Below are 26,664 nucleotides of genomic sequence, written 5' to 3' on the forward strand. Positions count from 1 at the left end.
TCGGTCAGCCGGCGCGCACCACGGAGTAGTCGATCGGCTTGCAGACCCCGCCGTTGGACTTCTCGGCCGAGCAGGCCGTGATCGCCACGTGCAGGTCCATCTCTGCACGAACCGAGAGGCGGTCTCCAGCAACGCTCTTTGGTGGGTCGATGTGCAGCTCGCCCAAATCGTCGGCCCAGACGTTCATGAAGATGTTGAAGGCTGTCCCGATGCGGTCCGGGTCGACGCCGTGAGGGGCCAGCGCGTCCGCGAGGTTCGCGAAGCAACTCGGGTGCGGTGCCCCGCCGAAGTCGGGATAGAGGATGTCGAAGGTCTGCTGGCTGCACGGGGTGAGCAGGAAGTCGTTGCTCTCACAGGTGTCCTCGACGATCGTCAGCATCGGTCGGCTGCGGTTGCTCCACAGCCGGGCGCCCGTCGTGAAGCGCACGGTGTTCTCGAAGTCGATCGAGCGCCCCGACGACAACACCTCGGCAACGTCGTCGGTGCTGACACTGAAGAGATCGCTCACCTGCACACCCATCGGGTCCACGATCGTGAGGACGTCGCCGGGCGCGAGACGCACATGCGCGCCGGTCTGCGGGGCGAGCCGGATCGTGTCCACGGTGGGTGCTGAGCTCATGAGTTCTCCTGTCGGTGTCGGGCGGTCGGTGTCGCAGTGCCATGCTCCAAGGGTGCCTCCCACCCGGCATCCACCGCGCGACCGGAGTACTGCCGTGCTTCCGAGCTCACGCCGTAGTCGGCGACCATCGGATTGAGCGATCCCTGCAGGTCGAGGTCGCGGCCACGGATGAGGTCACGCATGCGGTCGTAGCGCCCCGATGCCTTGAGCTCCTCGAACTGGGAGTGCAGGTTGAAGACGAGCACGGGCCAGGGAGTCCGGCGGGCATCGCGCGAGGCATGCGGGTGGAGACCGACGACGAAGTAGGCGACGCCACCGAGGCTGAAGGAGAAGTCGACGTCCGCCGGGTCGTCGGACACGTCCGGATTCCAGGGGGTGTCGTCGAAGTCGTGCAGGTGCTGCAGGGTGGCCCAGAGCCGGTCCTCGAACGAGGACTCGGTCAGCGGCGCCTCACCGCCGAACGCGGCGATGAGGGAGGTGAAGCCCTGGCTGGGATCCGCCTCCTCGCCGAACTCGCGCAGCGCGCGGAACACGTCGAGACTGCTGCTCGCGGTGCCGAGTCGCCCGGTCGTGACGATGTGCGCGCGGTCTCGATTGAAGACGGCGCGGGCGCCGAGGCAGGGGTAGTCGGGGTTGAGCACCCATGGAGCGAGGTGGTCGAGTACCTCGTCCTCGGTCGGGACGGTTGAAGGGCGCTTCATCTGCTTCATCACAACGGGCCTCCTGGGCTGAATTGGCCCTCAGCCTCTCCGGATACCCCGGGGTGCCGATACCTCCTTTGGGGTGAGCCGGTGGGACTGGACTCGAACCTACGGTCGAGTCATGACCGCATACAGCACCGCCGTTCGCGCCCTCCACCTCGTGACCAACGCCGCGTGGTTCGGTGGCTCGCTCATGGGGGCGGTGGGGCTCAACCCCGCCTCCCGGGAGGGCGACACCGCCAAGGAGCGCTCTGAAATCGCGGATGCGGGCTGGACGAAGTGGGGTCCGGTCCAGGGTGCCGCCATCGGCTTGCATCTCCTCAGCGGCCTGGCCATCGTGGCCGACAACCGCCGACGAACCCTGACCCACCCGCCGACCACGGCGGCCGTGGTGCTCAAGACCACGCTCACGGGAGCCGCGCTCGCAGCCAGCGGAGCGGCATACCTCCAAGGCGCCAAGCTCGGCGAGGCGGCCGAGCAGGCCGAGCTGAATCCCCATGCCCGACGCCAGGCGCAGGAGCTGTCGCAGCGCATGCGTTGGTTGCAGTGGGCCACCCCAGTGACCACGGGCGGCCTGCTCGTGCTCGACGCCTACCTCGGTGAACAGCAGCGCGGCGTGGCCGGGCTGCTCGACCGCCCGACGTCCTTGCTTCGGCGAAAGTGAACCGCCGCTTCGAGTTCGCGTTCGCTCCGGCCCACCGACTCCCGGCGCTGATCTTCGGCATCCGCCCTCGGACGGCCCACGTGACCGTCACCGAAGACGAACTGCGGGTGCGATTCGGTCCCTGGTGCCTCGTCACCCCCCGCGCCAACATCGCCACCACCGAGATCACCGGCAACTTCCGCTGGCTCAAGACCGCCGGTCCACCGCACCTCTCCTTCTCCGACCGTGGCGTCACGTTCGCGACGAATGGGGAGCGGGCCCTGTGTGTGCAGTTCCTCGAGCCGGTTGCGGGTGTCGATCCCACCCGCACCATCAAGCATCCGGGAGCCACCCTCACGGTCGCGGACCCGGAATCGCTCCAGCGCGCACTGGCCTGAGCGCAGACCACTGCCAACGAAGGAGATCCCCATGAGTGACACCCACGTCGCCACGAACTCTGCCGAGCCGCAGGCAGGCGGCTCATCCGGCCCGAGTTTCCTGCGATGGGCGGAGCACGAGCTCGTGGCCGCCGCACGCTCTGCAGGCCCAGACATCGACGCAGCCCTCGAGCTCGCCCGCGCACTCGGACCCACGAGCGACTCCCTTGGACGGTCGACCTGGACCTACCTCCAGACCTTGGCCTCACTCGGAGCCGGGGACCTCACGGTTGGCCGCGTCGTCGAGCCGCACCTCGACGCGCTCGCCATCCTCGCGCAGGCGGCCTCGCGCGACCGGGGAGTCGATGGCAGCTGGCCCAGTGCGAGCGCACCCGGAGGAAGCACGTGGGGGGTGTATGCCGCCCACGCACCCGGAGCGCACCTCGACGCCCATTCGGTCGGCGGCGAGTGGATGCTCTCCGGGGTCAAGCCGTGGTGCTCTCTCGGTGGCCAGCTCTCACACGCCCTCATCACCGCCCACATCGACCACTCGCGCCGCCAGGTCTTTGCGGTTGAGCTGTCGCATCCGGGGGTTCGCGTCAGCGACGCTCCGTGGGTGTCCCGCGGACTCGCTGCGGTCCGGAGCACGGCTCTCGAACTCGACGGAGTCCCTGCCCTGCCCGTCGGCCCACCGGGGTGGTACCTCGAGCGACCGGGCTTCGCCTGGGGTGGGGTGGGGGTGGCAGCCGTCTGGTTCGGAGGCGCCTGCGCGCTGGCCCAGAGTGTGATCGATGCGGCTCTGCATCGCGATCCGGACCAAATCGCGATGCTCCACCTCGGCCGACTCGACCTCGCCCTGCAGGGGGCTGAACTCGCCCTGCGTGCCGCAGCCGACCGGATCGACTCGGGTGAGGCGACAGGGACCGCAGGTGAGGTCCTGGCCGCTCGCGTCCGGGGAACGGTCGCTGCTGCGGTCGACCGCACCCTGGCGGAGACCGCCCGGGCCCTGGGCCCGGCCCCCCTGACGAGCGACGAGGAACACGCCCGCCGCGTCGCCGACCTGGGGATCTACGTCCGTCAACATCATGGGGAGCGGGATGTCGCCCGGCTTGGCTCCCTGCTGGTCGGGCGGACGCCATGAGTCCTCGCACCGGCACGCTCCATCACCCCGAGGGTGAGCCGCGGTGGGTGCGCGACGAGCGGTGGTCCACGCTTCGGCGGCCGACGACTGCGACCCTTCTCGCGCCCTACAACCATCTGCTCGTCGTGGCGGCTCACCCGGATGACGAGTGCCTGGGAGCGGGGGCGTTCATCGCGGACGCTGCCTGCCTCGGGCTCGACGTCACCGTCCTGGTGCTCACCGACGGTGAGGGTTCGCACCCGCGCTCGCCCACGGTTACGCCCTCACAGTTGGCCTCGATGCGAAGCGCCGAGGCGGACCGTGCCGCCGCCGTCCTTGCTCCGTGTGCCCGAGTCATCCACGCGGGCCTCGCGGACGGCACGCTGCCCTCCTACCTCGCCGAATCGGTCGCCGCGATCCAGGACCTCATTCGTCCTGGCACGTTCGTGCTTGCGCCGTGGACCGCCGACGGCCACCCCGATCACGACGCGGCTGGTCAGGCTGCCACGCAAGCAGTGGCGTCACCCGCGCCCACTCAGGACGGGTCACAGGGGCCCGATGGGCCGGTCGGCCTGGCGCACTACATGGTCTGGCTCTGGCACTGGGGAGCACCGGACGACCTCCCGTGGGCGGAGTCAGTCGTCGTGGACGCAACGCTCGAGGGCCTGTCCGCGAGTGATCGAGCGCTCGACGAGCACCTCACCCAACGGCAGCCGCTCTCGCCTGCAGTGGGCGACGAGCTGCTGCTCACCGAAGCGGTGATGGCGCCGTTCCGCCGCGGGTTCACGACGCTGGTGCTCGCAGCCGTGGGCTCGGGCGCCGACCGCTCGCGCGCTCCGGAACCCGATCAGGTCACTCACGGACAGGTTGCAGGGGAGCCGCTGGGTCAGACTTTCGATGCGATGTTCGCCGACAGCGACGACCCATGGTCCAGCGAGAGCTGGTACGAACGCCGCAAGCGGGCTCTCTGCCTCGCCACGCTTGGCCGCGAGCGGTACGACCGGGTGCTCGACATCGGCTGCTCCACGGGCGCGCTCACCGCGGCGCTCGGTGATCGGGCCGACGCCGTGGTGGCCATCGACGTCAGCGCTCGCGCCTTGGCGATCGCGAGCAGTCGTGGGGCACACGGCATCTCGTGGCTCCAGGGGGTGGCCCCGGAGGTCCTGGAGGACGTCGAGGGAACGTTCGACCTGGTCGTGCTCTCGGAGGTCGGCTACTTCCTCAAGCCGTTCGACCTCTGGCTGACTCTTGCTGCTGTCCTTGAGCGACTCGAACCCGGAGGCGAACTGCTCGTCGTGCACTGGCGCCGTCCGACCAAACACATCCCCTCGGACGGCCCCGCCGTCCATGGTCAGATCCGGGCCGTCTGCGAGCGCTGGGCGACATCGAGCCACGCCGAAGCTGACTTCCTGGCCGACACCTACGCGGTGTCACGATGATCCGCGCCGTCCATGTGGTGATCCCGGCACGCGACGAGGAGCAGCTGCTGCCGCGGTGCCTCCTGAGTGTCGAGCAGGCCCGCCTCGCCCTGCGAGACGCGCGTCCGGACCTCCTCATCGACATCACTGTCGTGCTTGACCAGTGCCGTGACCGTTCGGCGCTGGTCGTGGATTCAGCGCGGATGCACGGCTTGTCCGTCGACTTCGGGATGGTCGGCGCGGCCCGCAACGCCGGGGTGCGAGGCGCCCTGGAGTCGAGTGCCAGCAACGGCGTTGCCCCCGAAGGGCTGTGGATCGCCTGCACCGACGCCGACTCGGTCGTGCCCACGAACTGGCTCACCGAACAGGTTGAGCTGGCGAGCGCTCACGATGTCGTCATCGGCACCGTGGAACCCTTCGGCCTCACGGACACGGCCGTGCTGTCTCGGTGGCGGGCGCGGCACCTCCTCATCGAGGGCCACCCGCACGTGCACGGTGCCAACCTCGGACTGCGGGGAAGCACCTATCTCGAGGTCGGGGGTTTCCGTTCGTTGGCCACGGACGAGGACGTCGACCTCGTCCGCAGGATCCGTGCCCACACGACCCGCTGGGTGGCGACGGACGCCGTCCGGGTGGCCTCCTCCGCGCGTCGGCTGAGTCGGTGTCGCGGTGGCTTCGCGGACTTCATCCTGGCACTCGAGGACGAGGTGAGCTGAGTGCGCATCGCCATGTTCGCGACGTCCCGCCATCCGATCGTCGAGCCGTATGCCGGCGGGCAGGAAGCGCACACCGCGCTCCTCTCGCGCGGGCTGCGCCAGCTCGGCCACCATGTCCGGCTTTATGCGTGCGCAGGAACCAACCCGGAGCTCGCGGACGAGGTCGTGCCCTATCCGGAGCTGCCAGAGCTCAGCGCCGTCGCAGCTGTCGATCCACAGCTGCCTGAGCCGGGATTCCTGCGTGACCATGCCGCCATGACGAGTGCGGTCGTGGACCTCCTGGCCCGCCCCGACGTCGACATCGTGCACAACCAGAGCCTTCACTTCCTGCCGTTGGCCTTCAGTCGAGTACTCCCGGCGCCCGTGCTCACGACCCTGCACACGCCGCCCTTCCCGTGGATGGAGCTGGGAGTCGCCCTCGCAGGTGCGCACGCGGCATACGCCTGCGTGTCCCGAGCGAACGCTCGGGACTGGACCACGCTCCCGTCGCCGCCACGGGTCATCCTCAACGGCGTCGAGGACGACGGGGTCGGCCCGGGCGTGGGTGGTGACGACCTTGTCTGGATGGGTCGACTCACGCCCGAGAAGGGCGCCGACCTCGCGATCCGAGCGGCTCGACACTCCGGCCGCCCGCTGCGTCTGGCTGGTCCGATCAGCGACCAGGCCTGGTTCGACGGCGTCATCGCGCCCGAGCTCGACCGCGAGGTCGAGCACGTCGGACACCTGTCGCACGTGGAACTCGCAGCACTGGTGCGCACGAGCGCCGCCGCTCTTGTCACGCCACGCTGGGAGGAACCCTTCGGCCTGGTGGCTGCCGAGGCGGCCATGTGGGGCACCCCGGTCGTGGCGCTCGACCGGGGTGGGCTCCGAGAGGTCGTCTCACCAGAGATCGGCGCGCTCGTGAGCACCCGAGGTGACGAGCAGCAGCAGGTCGCTGGGATCGCTGAAGCTCTGAGCGCTGTGTCCACCCTGCACCGAACTGACGTGCACCGTTGTGCCCGTCGTGATCTAGGAGTCGAAGCCATGGTGGCGGACTACGTCGAGCTCTATCGCGAGCTCGTCCTGACCAGGGAGGGACGGTCATGAAGGTGGGGTGGTACGTCCATCATCACGGCGCGGGCCATCGCACCCGCGCGATGGTGGTCGGGCGAGAGTTGATGGCTCGTGGAGCCGACGTCACCCTGCTCGGGTCGGCGCTCGAGGGCGACGCCGCGCGCAGGTCGCCGGTCCCCTCGGTCCGCCTCGCGATGGACGCGCCACTTCCCGAACCCGGCACGGAATCGGGTTCGGATGTGACCGCGCACGGGATGATGCACTGGGCACCCCTGTGGCACAGCGGATTCCGTGAACGCATGACCACGATCGCGCGTTGGGTCCAGGTGGAGGAACCGGATGTCGTGGTGGTCGATGTGTCCTGCGAGGTCGCGGTCATGGTGCGCCTGCTGGGCATCCCCGTGGTCGTGGTCGCCCAACCCGGTGAGCGCACCGACTCGGCTCACGCAGCGGCGTACGACGCCGCGACTGCGGTGCTGGCGCCATGGCCCGCCTGGGCCACCGAGGACATCTGGCGCACATCCCGCATCCTCGGGTGCGAAAACGGGCCCGATGCCCGTCTCGTGGCGGTCGGGGGGATCGCGCGTGAGCCCGTCGCCCGCGCGACCGGAGCGCCGGTGTCATCGGCCCCATCGCCCTCGTCGTCGTCATCGCGTCTTCGTGGTCTCGTGCTCGCTGGCTCGGACGGGTTCGACGACCCGGACCTTCACGGCGTCATCACCGACTCGGTCCCCGACATCGACTGGACGGTGGTCGGTGGCAAGGCCTGGATCCCGGACGTGCACGATCGCCTCGCCCAGACCGACGTGGTAGTCACCCATGCCGGCCAGAACGCGATCGCCGACGTGGCCGGCTGGGGGCTGCCGGCCGTTGTGCTGCCCCAGAGCCGGCCGTTCGACGAGCAACGTCACATGGGCGCGGTGCTCGCGAGCTCGGGGATCGCCCAGGTCGTGCAGCGCGACGACGTCAAGGGGGCGCACTGGGGCGACCTCGTGAACCTGGCCCACACCACCGGTGGCGAGGGCTGGCGCACCTGGGGTTGTCAGGGGGCAGCGGCTCGAGCCGCCTCCCTGGTCGAGGTGGTCGCAGGTGTCTGACCAGACGACGGTGGTGACCATCGCCCACGGCCGCCACGAGCACCTGCGCCAGCAACGCCGGGCGCTTCGGACGTTCTCTCCCGGGACGGCCCACGTCATCGTTGCGATGGACGACACCGCCATCGATGAGGTTGTCGGGCGAGAGGGCGGGACCACGGTCGTCCATGTCGACGGTGACCCTCTCGGCCTGCCGCTGGCACGGGCCCGCAACCTGGGCGTCGACGTGGCTCTCGCTGGCGGCGCGGACCTCGTCATCATGCTCGACGTCGACTGCGCCCCCGGCGCGCGGCTCATCGCGGCCTACGAGCAGGCAGCCTCTTGGGCCCCCGGCGCCCTGCTCGCCGGTCCGGTGACCTATCTCGACGAGAGTCACGGCATCCCGGGCGACCTGTCGCTCCTCGACCGGTTGAGAGCCCCCCACCACGTCCGGCCCGACCCACCCGTCGGTCAGATCCAGCGGGGCGGTGATCACGACCTCTTCTGGTCGCTGAGCTGCGCCATGACGGCGACGACCTGGACCACGCTCGGAGGCTTCCACGAGGAGTACGTCGGCTACGGCGCCGAGGACACGGACTTCGGCGCGGTGGCTCGGTCTCGAGGCGTTGACCTGGTGTGGGTCGGAGGAGCCGACGCCTACCACCAGTACCACCCCGTCTCTCACCCACCGGTCGAGCACGTGGTCGACATCGTCCGCAACGCGACGACCTTCCACCGCCGGTGGGGTGCCTGGCCGATGCGGGGGTGGCTCGACGAGTTCGCCGCCCGTGGCCTCGTGACCTTCGACGGGGGCGGTCTTGCGGTCGTGGAGCCCAGATGACCCGGCCAAGGGAGTGTCGGAGTGCCTCGTCGCGACGTACTCTGGTCGGCATGAGTGCGCCCGCTCGCCGACCCCTCACGGTTGCTCTGGTCAATGACCACGAGCTGATCGTGCGCGGGATCGCGGCCATGTTGGAGCCGTTCTCCGACCTCGTCGAGGTGGTTGAGCTCGACCTCGACCTGCCCGTCAGCCGTGCGGTCGACATCGCGCTCTATGACACGTTCACGCGCACCAGCCTGCATTCGGACGACCTCGACGATCTCTGCAACAACCCCGACATCGGCCGGGTCGTCCTCTACACGTGGCTCCTCACCGAGGACCTCGTCGCCTCGGCGCTGGCCCGGGGGGTTCACGCCGCCCTGCACAAGTCGCTCGATGCCGAGGCGCTGGTCAGGGCCCTCACCGAGGTCCAGGACGCGCACCTCGAGGTCATTCCCTACGCCGAGGAGCCGAGTCTTGCCAGCAACTCGTGGCCCGGTCGTGAGGAGGGGCTGACTCCCCGTGAGGCCGAGATCATCGCGTTGGTCACGGCTGGTCTCAGCAACAACGAGATCGCCGAACGCACCTACCTCAGCATCAACTCGGTGAAGTCCTACATCCGGTCGGCCTATCGCACGATGGGCGTGACGAGTCGGAGCAGAGCCATCCTCTGGGGGATCGACCACGGCATGGCGCCGACGCGGATGAGGGTGTTGCTCCCCACCGGGGACGCAGGCGTCGGCAACGTTGCCCTGGCCCAGGCGCAGGGGACGGCCTAGGTCACCTGGTCTCGTTGAGGCGACGGGCTGCCCTGTCGCCGAGCGTGCTGAGGGTATTGACCACTCGTGATCCAAGGGCCCGCCGTGCGTCCGCGCCGGAGACGTGTGCCGTGGCGTCGCCCATCGAGGGCCCGTCGGCGGACGTGCGTGGGAGTGCGCGAGCCACCAGCCCGAGCACTCGTGAGGTCGGGCCGGGAGCCACACCGTGAACCCTGCGACCCACCCAGGTCAGGGGCGTGAGCTCGACCTGCGAGCGCCCGGCCAGCACGGCATCCACGATCCGCCGGGCCGCTCGTTCGGCAGAGATGGACAGCAGCGGCAGCGAGGCCCCCGTGGAGAACCACGCATAGTCCTTGGGGGCGTCCCCCACGAACTGAGCGTGCAGGTGCCCGCCGGTGCGCATGAGTCCGGGCACGATCGTCGTTGCGGTGACGCCTGTGCCGCTCAGCTCGGCCTGGAGCCCCTCGCTGAGTCCGACGGCTCCGAACTTGGCCACCGAGTAGGGGAGCAGGTGCGGCACAGAGACCACGCCACCCACGGAGCTCACCACACCGATCCGGCCCGAGCCGGCTTCGAGCATCGTTGGCAGGACGGACAGGCAGAGGTGGACCGGTCCGAGGAGCATCGTGTCGATGGCGGCTCGGAAGTGCCCCAGTGAGGTCGACTCGACCGGGCCGACCTGGATGATGCCGGCGACGTGGATGGCGACGTCCACCGACCCCTCGGCCGACCGCACGTTCGCGACCCATTCAGCGACGGCCTCGGCATCGGCGACATCACAGACGTGGCCGATGAACTCTCCACGCCCGCCGCCCGGACGGTCCTTGGCCTCGATGCTCGGCCCCACGTCGCCGCTGTTGACGATCGCCTCGGCGCGGTCGAGCTCCGCGCGGTCGCGGGCGCAGCCGTGGACTCGGTAGCCCCTGTCCACGAGCTCGCTGCTGATGAGCAGACCGAGCCCGCGAGAAGCACCCGCGACGAGGGCGACCCCACTCATGGCTTGAGAACGACCTTGACGCACCCGTCCTCCTTCTTCTGGAACATCTCGTAGGCCGCGGGCGCATCGCTGAGTGCTGGCCGATGCGTGGCGAGGCTCTCCAACCCCAGCGGGTCACCGTCCTCGAGCACGACGGGGACGATGTCGTCGATCCAGCGCTTGACGTGGCACTGGCCCATGCGGAAGGTCAGACCCTTGTCGAACATCTCCATCATCGGCATCGGGTCGGCCATGCCTCCGTAGACACCGCTCACCGACACCGTCCCGCCCCGGCGCACGGACCCGATGGTCGACCGGAGAGCGGCGAGGCGGTCGATCCCGACCTTCTCCATCATGGGTTTGGCCAGCCTGTCAGGGACGAAACCGACCGTCTTGATGGCCGCCTCGGCGATCGGGCTGCCGTGGGCCTCCATGCCCACCGCGTCGAGTCCGCCGTCGACGCCGCGGCCGTCGGTGAGGTCACGGATCGCGCCCGGCACGTCGTCGAGGTCGGAACTGATGACCGTCGCGCCGTACCGCTCCGCCTTGGCCATGCGCTCCGGCACGTTGTCGATGCCCACGACCCGCAGGCCGCGATGGACGCCGATCGCCACGGCGAGCAGTCCCACCGGTCCGAGACCGAACACGGCGAGGCTGCCACCGTCGGGGACCTCGGCATACTCGACGCCCTGCCACGCCGTCGGCAGGATGTCGGACAGGTAGAGGAAGCGCTCGTCGGCGACCCCCTCCGGCACGAGGATCGGACCGAACTGGGCCTGCGGGACCCGGAGGTACTCCGCCTGTCCGCCGGGCACGGAGCCGTAGAGCTCGGTGTAGCCGAACAGCGCAGCACCCTTGCCGTGGGATCGCACCTGGGTCGTCTCGCACTGCGCCGTGAGGCCGCGCACGCACATCCAGCAGTGTCCGCAGGAGATGTTGAACGGGATCACGACGCGGTCACCGGGCTTGATGTGGGTGACCTCGGAACCCACCTCCTCGACGACGCCCATCGTCTCGTGACCGAGGACGTCGCCGGGGGAGAGGAACGGCCCGAGCGGGTCGTAGAGGTGGAGGTCCGACCCGCAGATCGCGGTGGAGGTGACCTTGATGACCGCATCGGTTGCCTGTTCGATGCGGGGATCGGGGACGTCCTCGACGCGGACGTCCTTCTTGCCGTGCCAAGTGAGTGCCTTCACGTGAGTTCCTTAGCGTCAACCTATGAAGTGGTCCGGTGGTGGGGTCAGGCGGTGAGGTCCCGATCCCAGTGACGGGGGCCAGCAAGACGAGCGACGTATGCCGTGGTGTCCTTTGCCGTGTCGACGGCCAGGCACGCTTCGTCCAACTTGCCGGTGAGGCCGGCAGCAGCGACGAGCGCGTCTGTGCCGGCGCCCAGGCCGATGACCTTGTAGTGGGTGAAGGCGTCGGTGAGGAAGTCACGGGCGGCGGGCTCGTCGGCCAGAGCCTTCTCGCCCTCGGCGCCGGAGATGATCGCGACCGCGTCGTAGAGCACCGACGGAGCACCGGCCACGGCCTGCTTGGCTGCGAGCACCGAACCGTCCGCGAGGGTGGCTCCACCGACCTTGACCGCGATGACCTCCACGGTGCCGCCCGCCTTCTCGACGGCTTTGGTGAGGCGCTTGACTGCTGCCGCGTTGGCGCCGTCTCCGACGAGCAGTCCGAGCTTGCGGCCCTCGAACGTCTCCTTGGCGTTCGCCAGGATGCTCAGGGCGGGGGAGACGTCGGTCTCCACGACGGGAGCGGCGGCCTCCGACGCGGCCGGCAACGGCATACCGAGTCCGTCCGCGACGCGTGCCGACAGGGACTCGTCGACGTTGCGCAGGTTGGCGACCATGCGCTCGCGGATCGCGGGGACCTCGCACTTGCCGAGCTCGAAGGCGTAGGACGCGACGATGTGGTCCTGCTCGACCGGTGTCTGGCTGATCCAGAACTGGCGAGCCTGGCTGTAGTGGTCGGCGAAGGACTCGGCACGGATCCGGCGAGTCTGCCCATCGACGGGTGCTGGGAACGGCACGTGACCCTCGGCGCCGACCTCGCGCGGACCCCGGTCGGCACCGGTGAATGAGTTCGGTTCGTATGCCGTGCGGCCCGGCTGCAGGGACGTCTGCATGTGACCGTCGCGCTGGAAGTGCGCCACGGGACACTTGGGTGCGTTGACGGGAAGCTGGCTGAAGTTGGTGCTGCCGAGGCGCTTGAGCTGCGTGTCGAGGTAGGAGAAGTTGCGGCCCTGGAGGAGCGGGTCGTTGCTGAAGTCGATGCCCGGCGGGACATTCTGGGTCATGAAGGCGACCTGCTCGATCTCGGCGAAGACGTTGTCCACCACCCGATTGAGAGTCATCTTGCCGATGAGGCGGATCGGGACGAGCTCCTCGGGGATGAGCTTGGTCGCGTCGAGGACGTCGAAGTCGAACGAGTCCGCGAAGGCGTCGTCGAAGACCTGGACACCGAGCTCCCACGCCGGGAAGTCTCCGGCAGAGATGGCGTCGAAGAGGTCGCGGCGGTGGAAGTCGGGGTCGGCACCGTTGATCTTGACGGCTTCGTTCCAGACCACCGACTGCATGCCGAGCACCGGCTTCCAGTGGAACTTCACGAACTGGCTCTCACCGGCCGCGTTGACGAAGCGGAACGTGTGGACGCCGAAGCCCTCCATCATCCGGAAGGAGCGAGGGATGGCCCGGTCGGACATCTGCCAGAGCGTCATGTGGGTCGACTCGGGCATGAGCGAGGCGAAGTCCCAGAACGTGTCGTGGGCCGACTGTGCCTGGGGGAAGCCGCGATCCGGCTCCTCCTTGACGGAGTGGACGAGGTCGGGGAACTTCACGGCGTCCTGGATGAAGAAGACCGGAATGTTGTTGCCGACGAGGTCCCAGTTGCCCTCGTCGGTGTAGAACTTCGTCGCGAACCCGCGGACGTCCCGGGCGAGGTCGAAGGAGCCGAGGTTGCCGGCGACGGTCGAGAAGCGCACGAAGGTCTCGGTCTTCTTGCCGGCCTTCGCGAAGATGCTTGCGCGGGTGATGTCGGACAGCGACTCGTAGGCCTCGAAGACGCCGTGGGCGCCGTATCCGCGGGCGTGGACCACGCGCTCCGGAATGCGCTCGTGGTCGAAGTGGAAGATCTTCTCGCGGAAGGCGTGGTCGGCCATGAGGGTGGGGCCGCGGTCACCGGCTCGAAGGGAGTTGTTGTCGTCCTGAACCGGTGCACCATGGGCGGTCGTCATGGGTGGGCTGTCGCCGCCCGCCAGCTGGTGGAGCTCCCCGCCGTTGCCGATCTCTTCGTTGGCCTTGGTGGCCTTCGTGGCCTTCGTGGCCGTCGTGGCCTCGGTTTGGGCAGCGGACTTCTTCTTGGTCGCCATGCTTGTCAGTCCCTCTCGCAGTGGGTGCCCGGAAGCCGGTCGCTTCGCGGGCCGTGCGCTCGTGTCCTCGACGCTAGGCCGCTGCGCCAACACCTGCCACCCCCCTTGGGGTGTGGTGGCACAGCACGTCTGTCGGCGAGCATGGCTGGGACTCAGCGCCACAAGCTGTGACCTACTGTGAAAGTCCCATCGAAGGAGGCCCTCGTGGTCCACATCGTCCGAGAGTTCGAGGCGCCCTGCCCCCAGGACGTCGCAGTCGCCTATCTGGCCGACTTCGCCAACGCTGTCGAATGGGACCCGGGGACCGTGGCGTGTGTGCGCAACGGTGACGCATCGGCACCTGCTCTGCCGGGCGCGACGTGGACGAACACGAGCAAGGTGCTCGGCCGCGAGACCCAGCTGCAGTACGAGCTGGTCACGCTCCAGCCGGATCACGTCGTCCTCCAGGGGACCAACGACACCGCTGACTCCACGGACGACATCCACGTCACGGCCCTTGACGGCGACCGCAGCCGGATCCGCTACGAGGCCACGATCACGTTCAAGGGAATGGCACGACTGGCCGGCCCTCTCATGGGTCTGGTCTTCCGTGGGATTGCCGACGAGACGGTCGACGACATGACCGCCGCCCTCACCCGCGTTGGTGCACCGGCTAGCTGACACCGATCCAACGGAACTGGTCGCAGCGGTCATGAAGGAGACGCGGATCGCGACGCCGACTACGTCGGAGGTCGTTCCTCGTTGCGGTGGCGGCCCTCGGCCAGGAAGGCCAGGCGCTTGAGAGCCTCGACGTTGCGCGGGCCGATCGCCAGCTGCCGCACCGGCTTCGGGATGAGGGTTCCCGGTCCGCTGGAGGCGTCCTCCTCGATGGTGACGGTGCAGCCGCCGCCGTCACGCGCAACGATCGAGATCGTGACCCGGGCCTCACCGGCTGGCCATCCACGTGCCGTGAGCACCAGCTGGGAAGGCTCGACGGAGCGCTCCACCTCGGTGGTGTCGTCGATGAGGAGAGGCCAGATGCCGATCGAGTGGTGGATCTGCGCGTGAGGGCGGGGCCAGCTGTCGTCGACCTCGCGCACGCGCGATGCCCCCACGACCCACGTCGCGTAGGACCATCCGTCGGCCAGCACGTCCCACACCGCCTGGTCCGGTGCCTCGACATCGCGGGTGACGGTGATGACTCCTGTGTTCTGCTCCATGCGTCCAGTGTCGGCCCACTTGCCGTGGAGCGCCTCACCCTCAGGGAGGGAACTCCTCGTCAGGCGAGCTCACGACGGTAGTGCTCGGTGAGCGCCGGGAAGTACTCGTTGAAGTCGATGTGGCCCAGATCCTCGCCGTTCTCGGCGGCGACCATCCGGTCGAGGTAGTAGTCCCATCCGGGGCCGACGCCCTCGGCAAGGGTGGTGTCGGCCACCTCCTGCGCGAACGTCAGGGTCGTCACGCCGTCTGCCTCGGCGAGGTCGATCTGCCACTTCCACTCAAGGCTGTGATCGTCCGGTCTGGCCGAGCGCATGACGACCCGTCGGGGTGCGTCGCACTCGTCGATGTGGATCGTCTCGGCGGGGGCGTCCGCGGCCTCCGCGGTCATGTAGAACGTGACGGCGCCGCTCGTCGGGTCCCCATCCCAGTGGCCGATCCAACGCACGAGCCGGTCCGACTCGGTCACTGCCGCCCAGACATCCGTGATCGGCGCACGGAAGGTGCGTTCGAAGACGAGGTATGCCGTCCCCTCACGTTCCTGCAGTCGGCCGGTCGCCTTCGGCGTGTGTGTCGTTGTCATGCCGTCTCCTCGGTCTGGGGCTGCGTCGTGGCAGCGTTGGTGGTCGGGGTCGTTGTGCCGGTTCGCTCGCGAACCGTGCGGCGGACCTCGAGGTCGAGGCCGTCGAGCACCGACTCTGCGAAGCGCGGGGTGGGAGTCAGGGTGCCGAGAAAGTCGGCGACCGGTGCAAGGCCGGCTCGCTGCAGGCGGTAGTGACGCTCGCGCCCAATGTCGTCCGCGGTGACGAGGCCCGCCTCGCCGAGCACGCGCAGGTGCCGACTGATCGCGGGCCGGCTGATGGAGTGCTCGCGCGCCAGGTCGACGACCCTGGCGGGGCCGGTGGACAGTCGGCTCACGAGGTCCCGGCGAACCGGGTCCGAGAGTGCGGCGAAGGCGTCCACAGCTATTGGTAACACGATAGTTACCAATAGAGCAAGCCAAGAAAGTGCGACACGGGTGTCGAAATCGGGCTGGGCCATCCGGCATACAGGTCAGAAGGCACCGGACCGGGGCCTCACCACCAAGGAGAAGAAGTCATGGGTTCGATCACCAGCAGCCTGTTCATCTCGCTCGACGGCGTCATCGAGTCCCCCGAGAAGTGGCACTTCCCGTACTTCAACGACGAGATGGGCGCCGTCGTCGGCGAGCAGATGGGCAAGGCCGACGCCACGCTCCTCGGCCGCCAGACCTACGACGAGTTCGCGAGCTACTGGCCGTCCGCCGACCCGGCGGACCCCATCACCTCGGCCATGAACGGCGCCCGCAAGTACGTCGTCTCGAGCACCCTCGACAACGCCGAGTGGGAGAACTCGAGCACCGTGAACGGTGACGTGGTGGCCGAGCTCACCAGGCTCAAGGCGGACTACGACCTCGGCACCACCGGCAGTGCCACGCTCGTCCGGTGGATGCTCGAGCAGGGCCTTGTCGACGAGCTGCACCTGCTCGTCCACCCGATCGTCGTCGGCTCGGGCAAGAAGCTCTTTGCCGACGGCGCGACCGTGCCCCTCCGCCTCGTCTCGTCCACTACGTTCAGCACCGGAGTGCTGCACTTGGTCTACGCCCCGGCGAAGGCCTGAACGAACCCCGAACATCACTGAGGAGAACTGAATGCGCTACATGGTCATGCACTACCAGACCCAAGCCAACGAGGACGGCATCGTGCCTTCGCCGGAGGAGCAGGCCGCCATCGGTGAGTACATGCGCGAGGCGCAGCTCTCCGGTGTCTTCCTCGGGGGCGAGGGCGTCCACAGCAGCAGCAAGGGCGCTCGCGTCGAGGTGACCGATGGCTCCGTTCGTGTCATCGACGGACCGTTCGCCGAGGCCAAGGAACTCATCGCCGGGTTCGCCATCCTCGACGTCTCGTCGCTCGAGGAGGCCGTCGAGCACGCCCGCAAGTTCGCCCTCGTCGTCGGCACGCACCGCGTCGACGTCCGCCAGGTCGTCGAGTATTCCGACCTCGCCTGACATGAGCACCGCAGCCGTGGACGCGACGATCGCCACGTTGTGGCGGGTCGAGTCACCGCGGCTCGTCGCTCGCCTGGGCCGGCTCGTCGGCGACCTCGACACCGCCGAGGAGCTGGCCCAGGACACGTTCGCCGCAGCCGTCGAGAAATGGCGAGCGGACGGCATACCCGACAATCCGGCCGCATGGCTGACGACGACGTCGCGCTACCTCGCCATCGATCGAATTCGCCGTCGGGACACCGGTCGTGACAAGTTGCGGACCGTCGCGGCCACCGCCGCGGAGACGACCGAGCTGGATGTGGACCGCATCGTCGACGGCGACCTCGCGGACGACCTCCTCGGCCTGATCTTCATGTCGTGCCACCCGCTCCTGGCGCCCGACGCGCGCTCGGCACTCGTCCTCAAACTCGTGTGCGGTCTCACGACGGCCGAAGTGGCGCGCGCCTTCCTCACTCCGGAATCGACTGTCGCGCAACGCATTGTGCGCGCCAAGCGCACGCTCGCTGCCGCCAACATCCGCTTCGAGCTGCCGGGACCAGAGGAGCGCCCCGCGCGTCTCGAGGCCGTCCGCGAGGTCGTCTATCTCGTCTTCAACGAGGGGTATGCCGCGTCGTCCGGCGATGCGTGGGTCCGCACCGACCTCTGCGAGGAGGCCCTGCGGCTCGGCCGGATGCTTGGCGCCCTCACGCCGAGTGACGCCGAGTCGCTCGGGCTGCTCGCGCTCATGGAGATCCAGACGTCGCGGCTCGCGGCTCGTGTCGGTGCGGATGGCGAGGCAGTGCTGCTGCTCGACCAGGACCGAACGCGCTGGGACCGGTTGCTCATCCGTCGTGGGCTGGAGCTGATCGACCGGATCGATGCCCTGCGAGGGACGGCCGGGCCGTATGCGCTCCAGGCCGCGATCGCGGCATGCCACGCGCGGGCTGCGACGGCGGAGGAGACGGACTGGGTCCGCATCGCCGCGCTGTATGACGGGCTGGTCCAGGTCGTCCCGTCGCCCGTCGTCGAACTCAACCGCGCGGTGGCGGTGGGTCGGGCGTTCGGCGCAGACGCGGGCCTCGCGATCATCGCGCCGCTCCGGAGTCTGCCGGCCCTCGCGAGCTATCACCTGCTCCCGGCTGTCGCTGGGGACCTCGAGTGCACGGCGGGGTTGCACGAGCAGGCGCGGGAGGACTTCCTGAGAGCAGCCTCGCTCGCTGGCAACGCCCAGGACAAGGTGACGATGCAGCGCCGCGCGGCGGAGTGCGCCGTGCACTCGGCCTGACCGAGCGCATCTGGAGCGGCAATCCGAACGCGGACACGACATCCTGTTGCGCGCGCGTCGCGGGTGACATGGTTGGCGCATGGCAAACATGGGGGACATGACGATCAAGCACGACCGGTGGCGGGTACTGCCCGGATGGGCCGTGCTCGTGGGGGGAGCCGCGGCGTTCTGGGTTGTGGGCCACATGCCCTGGATCGTCCACGGGATGCACGCGGAGGTCTCAGCCGGGTGGGCACGCTTCGACACCCTCAAGGGCCCGGTCGTGGCGCTGCCGTTCAACGAGTACGCCTTCCCGACACTGCTTGTCGGCGGAGTCATCGGGGGGACGGCGGCACTGGCAGTGTCATTCCTGGCGGCACCAGGTGTGCGGCACCGTCGCGGTCTCGCTGCGGCGGGCGCTCTCATCGCCCTCGTCATCGCGCTCACCCAGACCTACCTCGCAGTCCGGCCCGGCCTTGTTCAGTCGGACGAGGCGCGCCTCCTCGTTGGCGCGTTGGTCGCCGCTGCCCTCGGCACGGGTGTCTTCGGAGTCCTCGTCGGGGTGGGCGTTGCCCGCGGGAAGGGGTGGCCGCTGCTCCTCGGGGGCGCGACGGCCGCGTCGCTCGCGGGGTCCTGGTTCGTTGACCTGCTGTTTGACCCTCCGGGCCCCATTCCCGAGTGGTTGAACCGCATCGCCCAGCTGGGCCCGTGGGTGAGCGGCATTCTCCTCGGTGTCGTTCTGGCGGTCTGTGGGTTCCGGCCGACGACGCGACTTCTCGGTTGGTTCGTTGCGCTCGCCATCGGGTGGGTTGTCCCGTCGGTGCTCACCCTCATGGTCTACGTGACCGGCTACGCCAGCCAGGGATCCCCGCGTGCCGAGCGGCTCCGCGAGGTGGCCGACGCCGGCCGCGACGTGTTCGTGCAGTCACTCTCACCGAGCAACCACGTCACCGGGCCACTGGTCGCTGCCGTCGTCATCGGCATCGTGGGCGCCACCTGGCGTCTCAACCGAGCCACGGCGCGTCCGGAGGTCGCGGCAGAGGCTGGTTGAGTCCGTCCAACCGGTCGCCGAGGAGCACGTCAGCAATGCCTCGGGCGACGAGGACCTCTGCCCACGCGTCGACCGCTGCGCGAATTTGACCACGGACGCCTGTCGTCACGTCAGCCAGTGTCCTGCGTGCATGAGGGTGCGGTTGGCGAGTTCGGGAGACTCGCGCCACGCCTGGATCGTCACCGGGCTCACCGCGTATGCCGCGTAGTCCGGGCCTGCTTCCCGCGGATCCCAACCGGTGCGAGCGGCATACGCCTCCCAGCGTGCCGAAGGCACGTCAGACAGTGGGAGCTCGACGACCGACCCGTCGACCATGACGACATCGCGCAGGTCGCCGAGCGAGAGGCGGACGAGTCCGCTGTCGCGCATATTGCGTCCGGCAGGGGTGTTGCGACCGGTCGCGAGGAGGAAGTCGCTGCCGTTCCAGTCGAACGACAGCGGGACGAGCCCCGGGGCCCCGCCGTCGGGGTGCGCTGTCGCGACCCAGAGGTCGATGTCGTTCTCGAGCCGGGCGCGAGTGTCGGCGAGGCGTACTTTGCGCGGTCGGGGAGCAGAGTCCATGGCGATCATCCTGCCGTGTCGGCGGCTCAGGGGGCAGTGTCGGCGGTCGTTGTTAACGTCGGTTGAGTCGGGGTTGCAGTCCGAGCCAGCGTGGGGTGCCTTCGCGCGAATTCGCCTGTGGGAGTAGCGAATTCAGCCCAGAGCGTAGCTGAAAATGCTTGACAGTCGAACGTGAGTTCTAGCACAATGGGGGCATGAACGAAGCACCCGCAACCGACGTCGCGCGACTGCGCGCAGCGTTGGAGGGTGCCCGTGACGCGTTGGCATCGGATGCTTCCGGGGTGGGTCCGTTGGGGGAGGTGCTGGCCCGGTTGAGCGGCCCCGAGCTCGCGGAGTTCATGCGCCTGGCTGATGACGTCAAGGCCCGTGCGGGCGCCGCGCAGGTGCGCGTCACCGCGGAAGCAGCGCACCGGGGTGAGTTCACGTCGGCGCGTCGCGGGGTGGGGTCGGTGCATTCGTGGGTGCGCGAACACGCGCCGTCGTTGCAGCAGGACGGGGCAGGTCAGGTCGCGCAGTTGGCGCAGGAGGTGGCTTGCTCGGTGCCGGGCGGGTTGTGGTCCACGGCGGGTCCGAGTGCGGGCGCGTTCGCGGACGCGGAACGGCCCGAGGGGATTGTGTGGGTGCGGGTGATCACCGGTGAGGTCGGTCCCGGGTTGGCGTTGACGGCGCTCAAGGAGATGACCGAGCTCGAGGATCAGTTGTGTCCCGAGGCGGTGCCGACGGTGGCGAAGGCGATCCTGGACCAGGGTGTGCAGTGGGGACCCGCCGAAGCCCGCAGACTTCGCCCGCACCTGATCGCGATGTTCGGGGTGGAGGGTGAGTTCGACGACACGCAGAGCAAGTTGCGGAAGGCGGCGTACCTGACCTCGCCGCGGGTCAATGACGCCGACATCACGGAGTACCGGCTCGGCCTGACCCCGCAGCAGGCTGCAACCTTGGAAGCCGCGATCGGCCCGTTGTCCCAGCCCGCTCCGAACGACGTCACCGGGGAGCGGGATCTGCGACCGGCCGAGCAGCGTCGCGCGGAAGCCTTGGCGGCGGTGTGTGGTCGGGTCGCGGGGGAGGACGCCGCAGCGAAGAGTTCACCGGGCGGGGCACCGACCACCCTGCACGTGGGCATCGGCATGGATGACCTCCTCCAGCATTTCCCCGACGCAGACCCCGGCACCGGCACCGACGCCGACGCCGACGCTGCTCAGACTGCGGCGGATGATGAATCTCGAGTCACCACTGAGTCCGCTGGCTCGGGCGAGGGGTGTGGTCGGGTCATGGTGTCGCGGGCTCAGGCCACGATGTTGTCGCCAGCGATCGTGCGCCACCTCGCGTGCGACGCTGACATCATCCCGGTCGTGTTCGGCTCCGACGGGGAGTTGTTGGACCTGGGGCGGGCGGTGCGGTTGTTCGCCAAGAAGCAACGCCGGGCGTTGTGGCACCGGGACAAAATGTGTACCTATCCGGGCTGTGACATGCCCGCGGGGTGGGTGAAGATTCATCACCTCATCCACTGGGTTGATGGTGGCGATTCCGACCTGGCCAACGCGGCCCTGCTCTGCCAGCGCCACCACACGCTCGTGCATGACAAAAGGTTCATCGCGACCGTGCACCCACCGGATGAGCACGGGTCCTGCGTGACGTGGGACCTGACACCGGGCTCCTACGACCGCGAACTTCCCGCCCGACTGAACCAGATCCGGCGCGAACGCGCGACGAAGCGGGCCACGGCTGAACAGCGCGCGGCCGAACGTGCCCGCCTCGACACCGGCCCACCCGACCCCTGGGCCAACGAACCGCCCGACGACCTCCTCATCCAGTGGGCTGACGAATTCCTCGCCGAGCAGCAGGCCGCCGAAGCCTGGGCCGCGGAGAGCGATCACTGGGACGAGATCCGCGAGTTCGGCCTCACCGCCTGAGCCGGCATGGCCGCCTGCTCAGGGGAGGTCAGGCCCTGTGGCGCCCTCGGTCGTTGGGGTGAGGCCCTAGTCTCACGCCATGACCACCGTCGCGTTCGTCCTCGCCGGCATCGCAGCCCTCATCCACGTCTACATCTTCCGGCTCGAGTCGCTTGCCTGGACCGACCCCAAGACCCGCGCTGTCTTCGGCACCACCGCTGAGACCGCAGAGGTGACGAAGCCCCTGGCCTACAACCAGGGCTTCTACAACCTCTTCCTGGCGATCATTGCCGTCATCGGCATCGCAGTGGGTGCCTTCGGGTCGGCATCGTCTGACGACGTCTCAACCGCCCTCATCCATGCCGCGTGTGGATCGATGGTCGCCGCCGCCCTCGTCCTCGCGACGAGTGACAGCAGCAAGCTGCGTGGCGCCGTGATCCAGGGCGTGGCGCCGGCACTCGCGATCCTCGCCCTCCTGCTCAGCTGATCTGCTCACCGGTGGGAGCGGAGTAGCGTCACTCGCATGGCAGCTCCGGTAACCTTCCCCGAGTCCGCGGACCTCGACCCGACGGTTGCGCCGTCCGGCCCGGGATGTGTCGAATGCACTGCGGCGAAGGGGTGGTGGGTCCACCTGCGCCGCTGCGCCGCTTGCGGTCACGTCGGCTGCTGCGACTCCTCGCCGGCCCAGCACGCGAGCGCGCACGCCCGCGAGAGCGGTCACCCGATCGTCGCGAGCTATGAGCCCGGCGAGGTGTGGTTCTGGAACTACACGACCGAGGAGATGGGTCGGGGCCCGGCACTTGCCGAGCCGGCGGCGCATCCCGAGGACCAGCCGACGCCCGGGCCACGAGGCCAGGTCCCCGACAACTGGCGCGATCTCATCCACACCTGAGGGGACGGCATACCCACGCATGAATGACGCAACCAGGCTGCTCGGCGAGCAGCAGTACGTCGAGCTGACGACGTTCCGCCGCGACGGAACTCCCGTCGCAACGCCCGTGTGGATCGCGCCAGACGGCGACGAGCTGCTCATCGTCACCGTCGACGACACCGGCAAGACGAAGCGCCTCGCGCACACCGCGCGCGTCGAAGTGCGTCCGTGCGACATGCGTGGCGGTGTTGCTCCAGACGCTCCGCGGTATGCCGCCCGCGCTCGAGTTGAGCGCGGCGCTCCCGCTGTGGCCCGGGTGAAGCAGGCGATCGGAGCGAAGTACGGCTGGTGGTATCGCGCGCTCACCCTCTTCGAACCGGTCCTCGATCGGCTGCCGGGGCGCAAGGTCCGGGCCGCGATCGTCGTCACCGAGGTGGAGTTGCTCGAGACCTGAGCTCCTTGTCGATGGCGCGCCCGAAGCCCGAACCCATCGCGGCGAGAACGCCCTGCATCGTGGCCTGGATCGCGGGTTTGGCCAGGCGCGGGAAGGGCAGGTCCACCGTGACGGTCAGTTCGATCCGCAGATGGGTCGAACCCGTGCCCGCATCGCTGAGGTCGTAGCGTCCGTCGGTCCCCGCTCGCTCGGAGTCCTTGCCCGAAGGCGCGTGGGCGAAGGTGATCGTGGTCTTCGGGTCGTAGCTCATGGCCTCGGTGAAGCCGAGTTCGAACGACTGGCCGAGGACCGGGATCCTGACGAGCTGCCAGCGCCACAGGTCGCCCTTGGCAGTGATCGAGTGGACCAGCGGGGTCAGCCGGGCGATGGCTGCCGCGTCGGTGAGGACGTCCCAGACGAGGTCGCGCGGATGTTCCACGGTCGCCTCGGACACCTTGGTCGCGGAGAACGTCGCCATGGTCAGTAGCCGGACGAGCCGTCGATGATCGACACGCAGGCCCCGCCGAGGACGAAGCTGCCGATCGCCAGACCGAGCATGAGTCCGACGCCCCACGGCCGCGTTCTCTTGCCGAAGAGCAGAGGGATGCCCAAAAGGGTCGGGATGAGGGTGACCAGGAAGACCTTGAGTTCGGTGGGGATCTCGAGGTTGACGAGCCCGAACGCCAGGATCGGCGCAAGGATCGAGACCGGCAGTCCGATGAGGAACCCGAAGAGGGTCTTGGCCCACGAGGGCAGGCCGGGGGCAGGTGGGTACTGCCCGTACGGGTTGGTTGGGCCTTGCGGCGGCGGGCCATGAGGCGGAGGACCTTGCGGCGGCGAGCCCGGGGGCGGAGGGCCTTGCGGCGGAGGGCCTTGCGGCGGAGGGCCTTGCGGCGGTTGGGTCATGTGAGCTCCCATGGTCCGAATCCGATGACGAGGGCGGCCGCCCCCACGATGACGAGCAGGCCGAGATAGGCAAGGACGAGGCGGGTGTCGCCAAGCAGGCACTTCGACTTCAGCAGCCCGGCCCGTCTCGCCTTGCCGTAGCCGACGACTCCGAGTCCGGCGAAGAACACGAGGGCGATCGGCCCGAGCAACCAGCCGAGGAGCGCGATGGTCGCAAAGATGCACAGTCGCAACGGGTCGAAGACCTCGGGTTCGGCGACAGGGACGGCCACGTCGGTGGGGACGATGCGGGGGTCGGTGGTGTGCGGCCCAGTCGGGTGCGCGTCAGGCATGCCGGCCTCCCGTCGCGGTGGAGATACGGGTGCGTGACAACGGCGCCCACGCCTGGACCGCGCAGAACGGCGCGCACTGGTGGGCGTCGGTCTCGGCGTTGACGGTCGCGACGTGGACGCAGCATTGCGTCAGTCGCTCCTCGATCATCGTGTTCATGTCCATGAACGGCTTGACCGTGACGCGCAGGACCCGCTCGCCGAGCATCGTCCGCAGCCGCTCGTGCTGGCCGGGCAGTTTCGAGGACGCCAGCGTGGCGAGCGTGCCGATACCGATGTCGCAGTTGGCGCAGATGTCCTTCCAGATCGAGGTCATCGACGGGTGCGACAGGGACGACTGCTCGCTCAGCAGGTCGAGGATCGAGCCCTTGACGATGGCCTTCATGGTCGCCGGGATGGTGTCGTCGGCGATCCGGTTGGCGAGCAGGTCGGGTTCGAGGTCGAGCCATTCCTTGAGGCGGTCGTGGCCGATGAGACTCGTCAGTGACTTCCACGAGCCGGAGTCGTCCTTGAGGAGGTAGCCCACCGAGCAGCAGTGCGGGTGACTGCAGGGGAGGGCAGTGAGGTCACGCCATGTCACCTGTCCGGCGGTCTGACCCTCGAGCCGAGCGAGCACGCCGGTGTGGGTCAGGCGGTTGAGCGGGTCGACGCCGCTGCTCCGCCCACTGCCGAAGACGGGCTGGATCGTCACGCCGCCGACGTAGGGCGTGTCGAGGGCCCGCTTGATGACATGGCCGATCTCGTCGTCATTGACACCGAGCGACGCCGTCATGGTGAGAGTCGTGAAAACCCCTGCGGCAGAGAGGCGTTCGATCGCGCGCTCCTTGAAGCGGCGGATGTCGGCGCCCCGGTGGGTGATCGACGCCTCAGCCGACTCCCCGTCGTACTGGAGGTAGACCTCGACCCGCTCCCGGTGCCGACGCAGCAGGGCGACGAGCTCGTCGTCCTGTGCAACCCGCAAACCGTTGGTGTTGATGAGGATCCGCACGATGGGTCGGGCGATGACCGCTTCGAGCAGCTCCTCGAGCTGCGGATACAACGTCGGCTCACCGCCAGAGAGCATGAGGACGTCGATCCGACCGTTCTCACGGGACAGCCGGGTGTCGATCGAGGCGAGCACCTGCTCGAGCGGAGCCACGCTGGCCAGCGCCGGCGACGACTCGGCAAAGCAGGTCGGGCACTTGAGGTTGCAGTGGTCGAGCAGGTCCTCCAAGAGGATGCAGGTGTGCTGGGTCTGCATCTGCGGCAGCCCGTCCTCGTAGGCGCTCGGCACCGGTTTGAAGTTGCCGGTCAGGTCCGGCTGGTGAACCTTGGTCGGCGCCGTCCACTGCTCGAGGTAGCTGAGGATCTCGGGCGACTCGTCATAGAGCGTGCGGATCAGTCCATGGTCGGGACAACCGCGTTCGAGCCAGACCCGGTCGTCACGCACCGCGAGCCAGCCACTCAGTCGCTGGACCTCAGCGAGCGGCCGGTCGGGCTGCTCCTCGTGGCACAAAGGACAGAACGCGTTGACGTAACGGTGCACGCGATAGTCGCGCAACGGCATACCCGCTCCTCGTTCGGCGCTCATGCGTTCACCTCGGTGAGTTGTCGTTCGGGAGTGGGGGAGTAGGCGCCGGTCCGCCATCGCCAGGCGATCCGGGCCAGGACGAGGGGCACGGTCACCGCGAGGAAGAGCTGTGGCCGGGTGAGCCCCAACCAGGCGACGTCGTTGCCGCGCACGAACTCGACCAGAAAACGAAAGACGCCGTATGCCGCGACGAACCAGACGAACGTCTCTCCCGGTGGGAGGGGGCGGCGCCGCAACCAGAACCACAGCACAGCGAACGCCGCCAGGTGGAAGGCGATCTCGTAGACGAACGACGGATGCAGCGGCACACCCGCGACACTGCCCGTGCCAGCAGCCTGCGTCTCGTCGAGGGTGATCCCCCAACCCCCGCCGGTGGGCGTGCCCGGCTTCTCGGTGAGGAGACAGCCCATGCGGCCGACGGCCATGCCGAGCGCCACCGCAGGGGCGAAGAGGTCGCCGGTGCGCAGCCGATAGCCGGTGAGCCGCTTGGCGATGTGGACGCCGAGCCACGCCCCGACGAGCCCGCCGAGGATGGAGCGGTTGCCGTAGAGCCACTGCTCGGCCAGCGACGCGTTGTCGCGCAGGTCGATGTGTTGCAGCCACGTGCCCAGCCGCATGAAGAGAGCCCCGCCGGTCACGGCGCCGAGCACGACATGCAGGAGCCGCTCGTCGAACTGTCCGCGTCGGCGTGCCTCCAGGAAGAAGATCACCGCGGCAGCGGCGACCCCGAGGCCCACGAACAGCTCGTGGGTCGGAATCGGGCCGACGTCTGGGATCACCCGCTCACCCTCTCACCAGCACTCCTGCATCGCTCGTCATTCGGGCCAGGGCGAGTACGCGTCCCCACCCGGTGACCAGAGAATCTGTTCGCCGGAACGTCACTTCGAGCACCCGTGGATTTCGCCCGGGGCCGACACGGTGGA

The 26,664-nt window shown here is 68.8% G+C and carries 32 protein-coding genes; 18 read left to right on the plus strand and 14 right to left on the minus strand.

What is annotated here, in order from left to right:
• Positions 1-4 precede the first annotated feature (4 nt).
• Together ACFQRE_RS03050 and gntA are read right to left on the minus strand one after the other, a co-directional pair.
• Positions 5-619, minus strand: a complete 615-nt coding sequence (locus tag ACFQRE_RS03050) for a DUF1989 domain-containing protein (protein ID WP_380118767.1) — start codon at positions 617-619, stop codon at positions 5-7.
• On the minus strand, positions 616-1,329 hold the full coding sequence (gene gntA / locus ACFQRE_RS03055) for a guanitoxin biosynthesis heme-dependent pre-guanitoxin N-hydroxylase GntA (RefSeq protein WP_380118770.1): 714 nt from the start codon (positions 1,327-1,329) through the stop codon (positions 616-618). The genes ACFQRE_RS03050 and gntA overlap by 4 nt, the downstream gene beginning before the upstream one ends.
• Before the next feature lie 112 nt (positions 1,330-1,441).
• Between gntA and ACFQRE_RS03060 the strand changes: the two genes are divergently transcribed.
• Genes ACFQRE_RS03060 through ACFQRE_RS03100 form a run of 9 tightly spaced genes read left to right on the plus strand, consistent with a single transcriptional unit; the run spans position 1,442 to position 9,319 of the window.
• A complete protein-coding gene (locus ACFQRE_RS03060; protein WP_380118773.1) occupies positions 1,442-1,984 on the plus strand; it encodes a hypothetical protein in 543 nt (180 codons plus the stop codon).
• Positions 1,981-2,361, plus strand: a complete 381-nt coding sequence (locus ACFQRE_RS03065; protein WP_380118775.1) for a hypothetical protein — start codon at positions 1,981-1,983, stop codon at positions 2,359-2,361. Before ACFQRE_RS03060 ends, ACFQRE_RS03065 begins: the two co-directional genes overlap by 4 nt.
• 31 nt (positions 2,362-2,392) lie before the next feature.
• Positions 2,393-3,481, plus strand: coding sequence for an acyl-CoA dehydrogenase (locus ACFQRE_RS03070; protein WP_380118777.1), 1,089 nt, complete (start codon positions 2,393-2,395; stop codon positions 3,479-3,481).
• Positions 3,478-4,899: a PIG-L family deacetylase gene (locus tag ACFQRE_RS03075; protein WP_380118779.1), complete on the plus strand. Its 1,422-nt coding sequence runs from the start codon at positions 3,478-3,480 to the stop codon at positions 4,897-4,899. The genes ACFQRE_RS03070 and ACFQRE_RS03075 overlap by 4 nt, the downstream gene beginning before the upstream one ends.
• Positions 4,896-5,594, plus strand: coding sequence for a glycosyltransferase (locus tag ACFQRE_RS03080; protein WP_380118781.1), 699 nt, complete (start codon positions 4,896-4,898; stop codon positions 5,592-5,594). The genes ACFQRE_RS03075 and ACFQRE_RS03080 overlap by 4 nt, the downstream gene beginning before the upstream one ends.
• The gene (locus tag ACFQRE_RS03085) at positions 5,595-6,680 is read left to right on the plus strand and encodes a glycosyltransferase (RefSeq protein WP_380118784.1); all 1,086 of its coding nucleotides are present in this window, start codon (positions 5,595-5,597) and stop codon (positions 6,678-6,680) included.
• A complete protein-coding gene (locus tag ACFQRE_RS03090; protein WP_380118787.1) occupies positions 6,677-7,744 on the plus strand; it encodes a glycosyltransferase in 1,068 nt (355 codons plus the stop codon). Before ACFQRE_RS03085 ends, ACFQRE_RS03090 begins: the two co-directional genes overlap by 4 nt.
• Positions 7,737-8,561 (plus strand): glycosyltransferase family 2 protein, encoded by an 825-nt coding sequence (locus tag ACFQRE_RS03095; RefSeq protein WP_380118789.1) that lies wholly within the window; start codon positions 7,737-7,739, stop codon positions 8,559-8,561. The genes ACFQRE_RS03090 and ACFQRE_RS03095 overlap by 8 nt, the downstream gene beginning before the upstream one ends.
• A gap of 50 nt (positions 8,562-8,611) precedes the next feature.
• Positions 8,612-9,319, plus strand: coding sequence for a response regulator transcription factor (locus ACFQRE_RS03100; protein ID WP_380118791.1), 708 nt, complete (start codon positions 8,612-8,614; stop codon positions 9,317-9,319).
• 1 nt (position 9,320) lies between these two features.
• Here ACFQRE_RS03100 and ACFQRE_RS03105 read toward each other — a convergent pair whose 3' ends face one another.
• From ACFQRE_RS03105 to ACFQRE_RS03115, 3 genes are read right to left on the minus strand one after another with little or no spacing between them, the layout of a single operon-like run.
• On the minus strand, positions 9,321-10,316 hold the full coding sequence (locus tag ACFQRE_RS03105; protein WP_380118793.1) for an SDR family NAD(P)-dependent oxidoreductase: 996 nt from the start codon (positions 10,314-10,316) through the stop codon (positions 9,321-9,323).
• The gene (locus tag ACFQRE_RS03110; RefSeq protein WP_380118795.1) at positions 10,313-11,491 is read right to left on the minus strand and encodes a zinc-dependent alcohol dehydrogenase; all 1,179 of its coding nucleotides are present in this window, start codon (positions 11,489-11,491) and stop codon (positions 10,313-10,315) included. Before ACFQRE_RS03110 ends, ACFQRE_RS03105 begins: the two co-directional genes overlap by 4 nt.
• Positions 11,492-11,535: 44 nt before the next feature.
• On the minus strand, positions 11,536-13,665 hold the full coding sequence (locus tag ACFQRE_RS03115) for a catalase (protein WP_380118797.1): 2,130 nt from the start codon (positions 13,663-13,665) through the stop codon (positions 11,536-11,538).
• A 204-nt stretch (positions 13,666-13,869) separates the two neighbouring features.
• On the opposite strand from ACFQRE_RS03115, the gene ACFQRE_RS03120 reads away from it, so the two are divergent.
• On the plus strand, positions 13,870-14,325 hold the full coding sequence (locus ACFQRE_RS03120; protein WP_380118799.1) for an SRPBCC family protein: 456 nt from the start codon (positions 13,870-13,872) through the stop codon (positions 14,323-14,325).
• Between the two features lie 59 nt (positions 14,326-14,384).
• On the opposite strand, the gene ACFQRE_RS03125 is transcribed toward ACFQRE_RS03120, so the two are convergent.
• Genes ACFQRE_RS03125 through ACFQRE_RS03135 form a run of 3 tightly spaced genes read right to left on the minus strand, consistent with a single transcriptional unit; the run spans position 14,385 to position 15,825 of the window.
• The gene (locus ACFQRE_RS03125; RefSeq protein ID WP_380118802.1) at positions 14,385-14,864 is read right to left on the minus strand and encodes an SRPBCC family protein; all 480 of its coding nucleotides are present in this window, start codon (positions 14,862-14,864) and stop codon (positions 14,385-14,387) included.
• Between the two features lie 59 nt (positions 14,865-14,923).
• Positions 14,924-15,445, minus strand: coding sequence for an SRPBCC family protein (locus ACFQRE_RS03130; protein ID WP_380118805.1), 522 nt, complete (start codon positions 15,443-15,445; stop codon positions 14,924-14,926).
• Entirely contained in the window at positions 15,442-15,825 is a 384-nt protein-coding gene (locus ACFQRE_RS03135) for an ArsR/SmtB family transcription factor (RefSeq protein WP_380118808.1), read from the minus strand. Before ACFQRE_RS03135 ends, ACFQRE_RS03130 begins: the two co-directional genes overlap by 4 nt.
• A 135-nt stretch (positions 15,826-15,960) precedes the next feature.
• Between ACFQRE_RS03135 and ACFQRE_RS03140 the strand changes: the two genes are divergently transcribed.
• From ACFQRE_RS03140 to ACFQRE_RS03155, 4 genes are all read left to right on the plus strand, one after another.
• Entirely contained in the window at positions 15,961-16,500 is a 540-nt protein-coding gene (locus ACFQRE_RS03140; RefSeq protein WP_380118810.1) for a dihydrofolate reductase family protein, read from the plus strand.
• Positions 16,501-16,531: 31 nt separating this feature from the next.
• The gene (locus ACFQRE_RS03145) at positions 16,532-16,888 is read left to right on the plus strand and encodes a YciI family protein (RefSeq protein WP_380118813.1); all 357 of its coding nucleotides are present in this window, start codon (positions 16,532-16,534) and stop codon (positions 16,886-16,888) included.
• Position 16,889: 1 nt separating this feature from the next.
• Positions 16,890-18,152, plus strand: coding sequence for an RNA polymerase sigma factor (locus tag ACFQRE_RS03150; protein ID WP_380118815.1), 1,263 nt, complete (start codon positions 16,890-16,892; stop codon positions 18,150-18,152).
• A gap of 97 nt (positions 18,153-18,249) precedes the next feature.
• Positions 18,250-19,182 carry a hypothetical protein gene (locus ACFQRE_RS03155; RefSeq protein ID WP_380118818.1) on the plus strand — a complete coding sequence of 311 codons (933 nt, stop codon included), beginning with the start codon at positions 18,250-18,252 and terminating at the stop codon, positions 19,180-19,182.
• A 105-nt stretch (positions 19,183-19,287) separates the two neighbouring features.
• Here ACFQRE_RS03155 and ACFQRE_RS03160 read toward each other — a convergent pair whose 3' ends face one another.
• Positions 19,288-19,743 (minus strand): pyridoxamine 5'-phosphate oxidase family protein, encoded by a 456-nt coding sequence (locus ACFQRE_RS03160; protein ID WP_380118820.1) that lies wholly within the window; start codon positions 19,741-19,743, stop codon positions 19,288-19,290.
• A gap of 194 nt (positions 19,744-19,937) precedes the next feature.
• Between ACFQRE_RS03160 and ACFQRE_RS03165 the strand changes: the two genes are divergently transcribed.
• The 4 genes from ACFQRE_RS03165 to ACFQRE_RS03180 all read left to right on the plus strand — a co-directional run bounded on the left by ACFQRE_RS03165 (position 19,938) and on the right by ACFQRE_RS03180 (position 22,957).
• On the plus strand, positions 19,938-21,653 hold the full coding sequence (locus ACFQRE_RS03165) for an HNH endonuclease signature motif containing protein (protein WP_380118822.1): 1,716 nt from the start codon (positions 19,938-19,940) through the stop codon (positions 21,651-21,653).
• Between the two features lie 79 nt (positions 21,654-21,732).
• On the plus strand, positions 21,733-22,119 hold the full coding sequence (locus tag ACFQRE_RS03170) for a DUF1304 domain-containing protein (RefSeq protein ID WP_380118824.1): 387 nt from the start codon (positions 21,733-21,735) through the stop codon (positions 22,117-22,119).
• Between the two features lie 36 nt (positions 22,120-22,155).
• Positions 22,156-22,524: a UBP-type zinc finger domain-containing protein gene (locus ACFQRE_RS03175; protein WP_380118826.1), complete on the plus strand. Its 369-nt coding sequence runs from the start codon at positions 22,156-22,158 to the stop codon at positions 22,522-22,524.
• Positions 22,525-22,543: 19 nt separating this feature from the next.
• A complete protein-coding gene (locus ACFQRE_RS03180; RefSeq protein WP_380118828.1) occupies positions 22,544-22,957 on the plus strand; it encodes a PPOX class F420-dependent oxidoreductase in 414 nt (137 codons plus the stop codon).
• Here the strand turns inward: ACFQRE_RS03180 and ACFQRE_RS03185 are convergent.
• Genes ACFQRE_RS03185 through ACFQRE_RS03205 form a run of 5 tightly spaced genes read right to left on the minus strand, consistent with a single transcriptional unit; the run spans position 22,929 to position 26,520 of the window.
• A complete protein-coding gene (locus ACFQRE_RS03185) occupies positions 22,929-23,414 on the minus strand; it encodes a hypothetical protein (protein ID WP_380118830.1) in 486 nt (161 codons plus the stop codon). The genes ACFQRE_RS03180 and ACFQRE_RS03185 overlap by 29 nt on opposite strands.
• Before the next feature lie 2 nt (positions 23,415-23,416).
• On the minus strand, positions 23,417-23,842 hold the full coding sequence (locus tag ACFQRE_RS03190; RefSeq protein ID WP_380118832.1) for a hypothetical protein: 426 nt from the start codon (positions 23,840-23,842) through the stop codon (positions 23,417-23,419).
• Entirely contained in the window at positions 23,839-24,174 is a 336-nt protein-coding gene (locus ACFQRE_RS03195; protein WP_380118834.1) for a hypothetical protein, read from the minus strand. Before ACFQRE_RS03195 ends, ACFQRE_RS03190 begins: the two co-directional genes overlap by 4 nt.
• The gene (locus tag ACFQRE_RS03200) at positions 24,167-25,741 is read right to left on the minus strand and encodes a radical SAM protein (RefSeq protein WP_449274543.1); all 1,575 of its coding nucleotides are present in this window, start codon (positions 25,739-25,741) and stop codon (positions 24,167-24,169) included. The genes ACFQRE_RS03195 and ACFQRE_RS03200 overlap by 8 nt, the downstream gene beginning before the upstream one ends.
• The gene (locus ACFQRE_RS03205) at positions 25,738-26,520 is read right to left on the minus strand and encodes a prolipoprotein diacylglyceryl transferase (RefSeq protein WP_380118836.1); all 783 of its coding nucleotides are present in this window, start codon (positions 26,518-26,520) and stop codon (positions 25,738-25,740) included. The genes ACFQRE_RS03200 and ACFQRE_RS03205 overlap by 4 nt, the downstream gene beginning before the upstream one ends.
• Positions 26,521-26,664: the final 144 nt, after the last annotated feature.

Source organism: Knoellia pratensis (assembly GCF_042666395.1).
Taxonomy (GTDB): Bacteria; Actinomycetota; Actinomycetes; order Actinomycetales; family Dermatophilaceae; genus Knoellia; species Knoellia pratensis.

Coding starts and splice junctions, on each gene's coding strand:
- ACFQRE_RS03050 (WP_380118767.1), bottom strand. CDS start 619: ATGAGCTCAGCACCCACCGTGGACACGATCCGGCTCGCCCCGCAGACC.
- gntA (WP_380118770.1), bottom strand. CDS start 1,329: ATGAAGCAGATGAAGCGCCCTTCAACCGTCCCGACCGAGGACGAGGTA.
- ACFQRE_RS03060 (WP_380118773.1), top strand. CDS start 1,442: ATGACCGCATACAGCACCGCCGTTCGCGCCCTCCACCTCGTGACCAAC.
- ACFQRE_RS03070 (WP_380118777.1), top strand. CDS start 2,393: ATGAGTGACACCCACGTCGCCACGAACTCTGCCGAGCCGCAGGCAGGC.
- ACFQRE_RS03075 (WP_380118779.1), top strand. CDS start 3,478: ATGAGTCCTCGCACCGGCACGCTCCATCACCCCGAGGGTGAGCCGCGG.
- ACFQRE_RS03080 (WP_380118781.1), top strand. CDS start 4,896: ATGATCCGCGCCGTCCATGTGGTGATCCCGGCACGCGACGAGGAGCAG.
- ACFQRE_RS03090 (WP_380118787.1), top strand. CDS start 6,677: ATGAAGGTGGGGTGGTACGTCCATCATCACGGCGCGGGCCATCGCACC.
- ACFQRE_RS03100 (WP_380118791.1), top strand. CDS start 8,612: ATGAGTGCGCCCGCTCGCCGACCCCTCACGGTTGCTCTGGTCAATGAC.
- ACFQRE_RS03105 (WP_380118793.1), bottom strand. CDS start 10,316: ATGAGTGGGGTCGCCCTCGTCGCGGGTGCTTCTCGCGGGCTCGGTCTG.
- ACFQRE_RS03115 (WP_380118797.1), bottom strand. CDS start 13,665: ATGGCGACCAAGAAGAAGTCCGCTGCCCAAACCGAGGCCACGACGGCC.
- ACFQRE_RS03125 (WP_380118802.1), bottom strand. CDS start 14,864: ATGGAGCAGAACACAGGAGTCATCACCGTCACCCGCGATGTCGAGGCA.
- ACFQRE_RS03130 (WP_380118805.1), bottom strand. CDS start 15,445: ATGACAACGACACACACGCCGAAGGCGACCGGCCGACTGCAGGAACGT.
- ACFQRE_RS03140 (WP_380118810.1), top strand. CDS start 15,961: ATGGGTTCGATCACCAGCAGCCTGTTCATCTCGCTCGACGGCGTCATC.
- ACFQRE_RS03145 (WP_380118813.1), top strand. CDS start 16,532: ATGCGCTACATGGTCATGCACTACCAGACCCAAGCCAACGAGGACGGC.
- ACFQRE_RS03150 (WP_380118815.1), top strand. CDS start 16,890: ATGAGCACCGCAGCCGTGGACGCGACGATCGCCACGTTGTGGCGGGTC.
- ACFQRE_RS03155 (WP_380118818.1), top strand. CDS start 18,250: ATGACGATCAAGCACGACCGGTGGCGGGTACTGCCCGGATGGGCCGTG.
- ACFQRE_RS03160 (WP_380118820.1), bottom strand. CDS start 19,743: ATGGACTCTGCTCCCCGACCGCGCAAAGTACGCCTCGCCGACACTCGC.
- ACFQRE_RS03165 (WP_380118822.1), top strand. CDS start 19,938: ATGAACGAAGCACCCGCAACCGACGTCGCGCGACTGCGCGCAGCGTTG.
- ACFQRE_RS03170 (WP_380118824.1), top strand. CDS start 21,733: ATGACCACCGTCGCGTTCGTCCTCGCCGGCATCGCAGCCCTCATCCAC.
- ACFQRE_RS03175 (WP_380118826.1), top strand. CDS start 22,156: ATGGCAGCTCCGGTAACCTTCCCCGAGTCCGCGGACCTCGACCCGACG.
- ACFQRE_RS03180 (WP_380118828.1), top strand. CDS start 22,544: ATGAATGACGCAACCAGGCTGCTCGGCGAGCAGCAGTACGTCGAGCTG.
- ACFQRE_RS03185 (WP_380118830.1), bottom strand. CDS start 23,414: ATGGCGACGTTCTCCGCGACCAAGGTGTCCGAGGCGACCGTGGAACAT.
- ACFQRE_RS03190 (WP_380118832.1), bottom strand. CDS start 23,842: ATGACCCAACCGCCGCAAGGCCCTCCGCCGCAAGGCCCTCCGCCGCAA.
- ACFQRE_RS03195 (WP_380118834.1), bottom strand. CDS start 24,174: ATGCCTGACGCGCACCCGACTGGGCCGCACACCACCGACCCCCGCATC.
- ACFQRE_RS03200 (WP_449274543.1), bottom strand. CDS start 25,741: ATGAGCGCCGAACGAGGAGCGGGTATGCCGTTGCGCGACTATCGCGTG.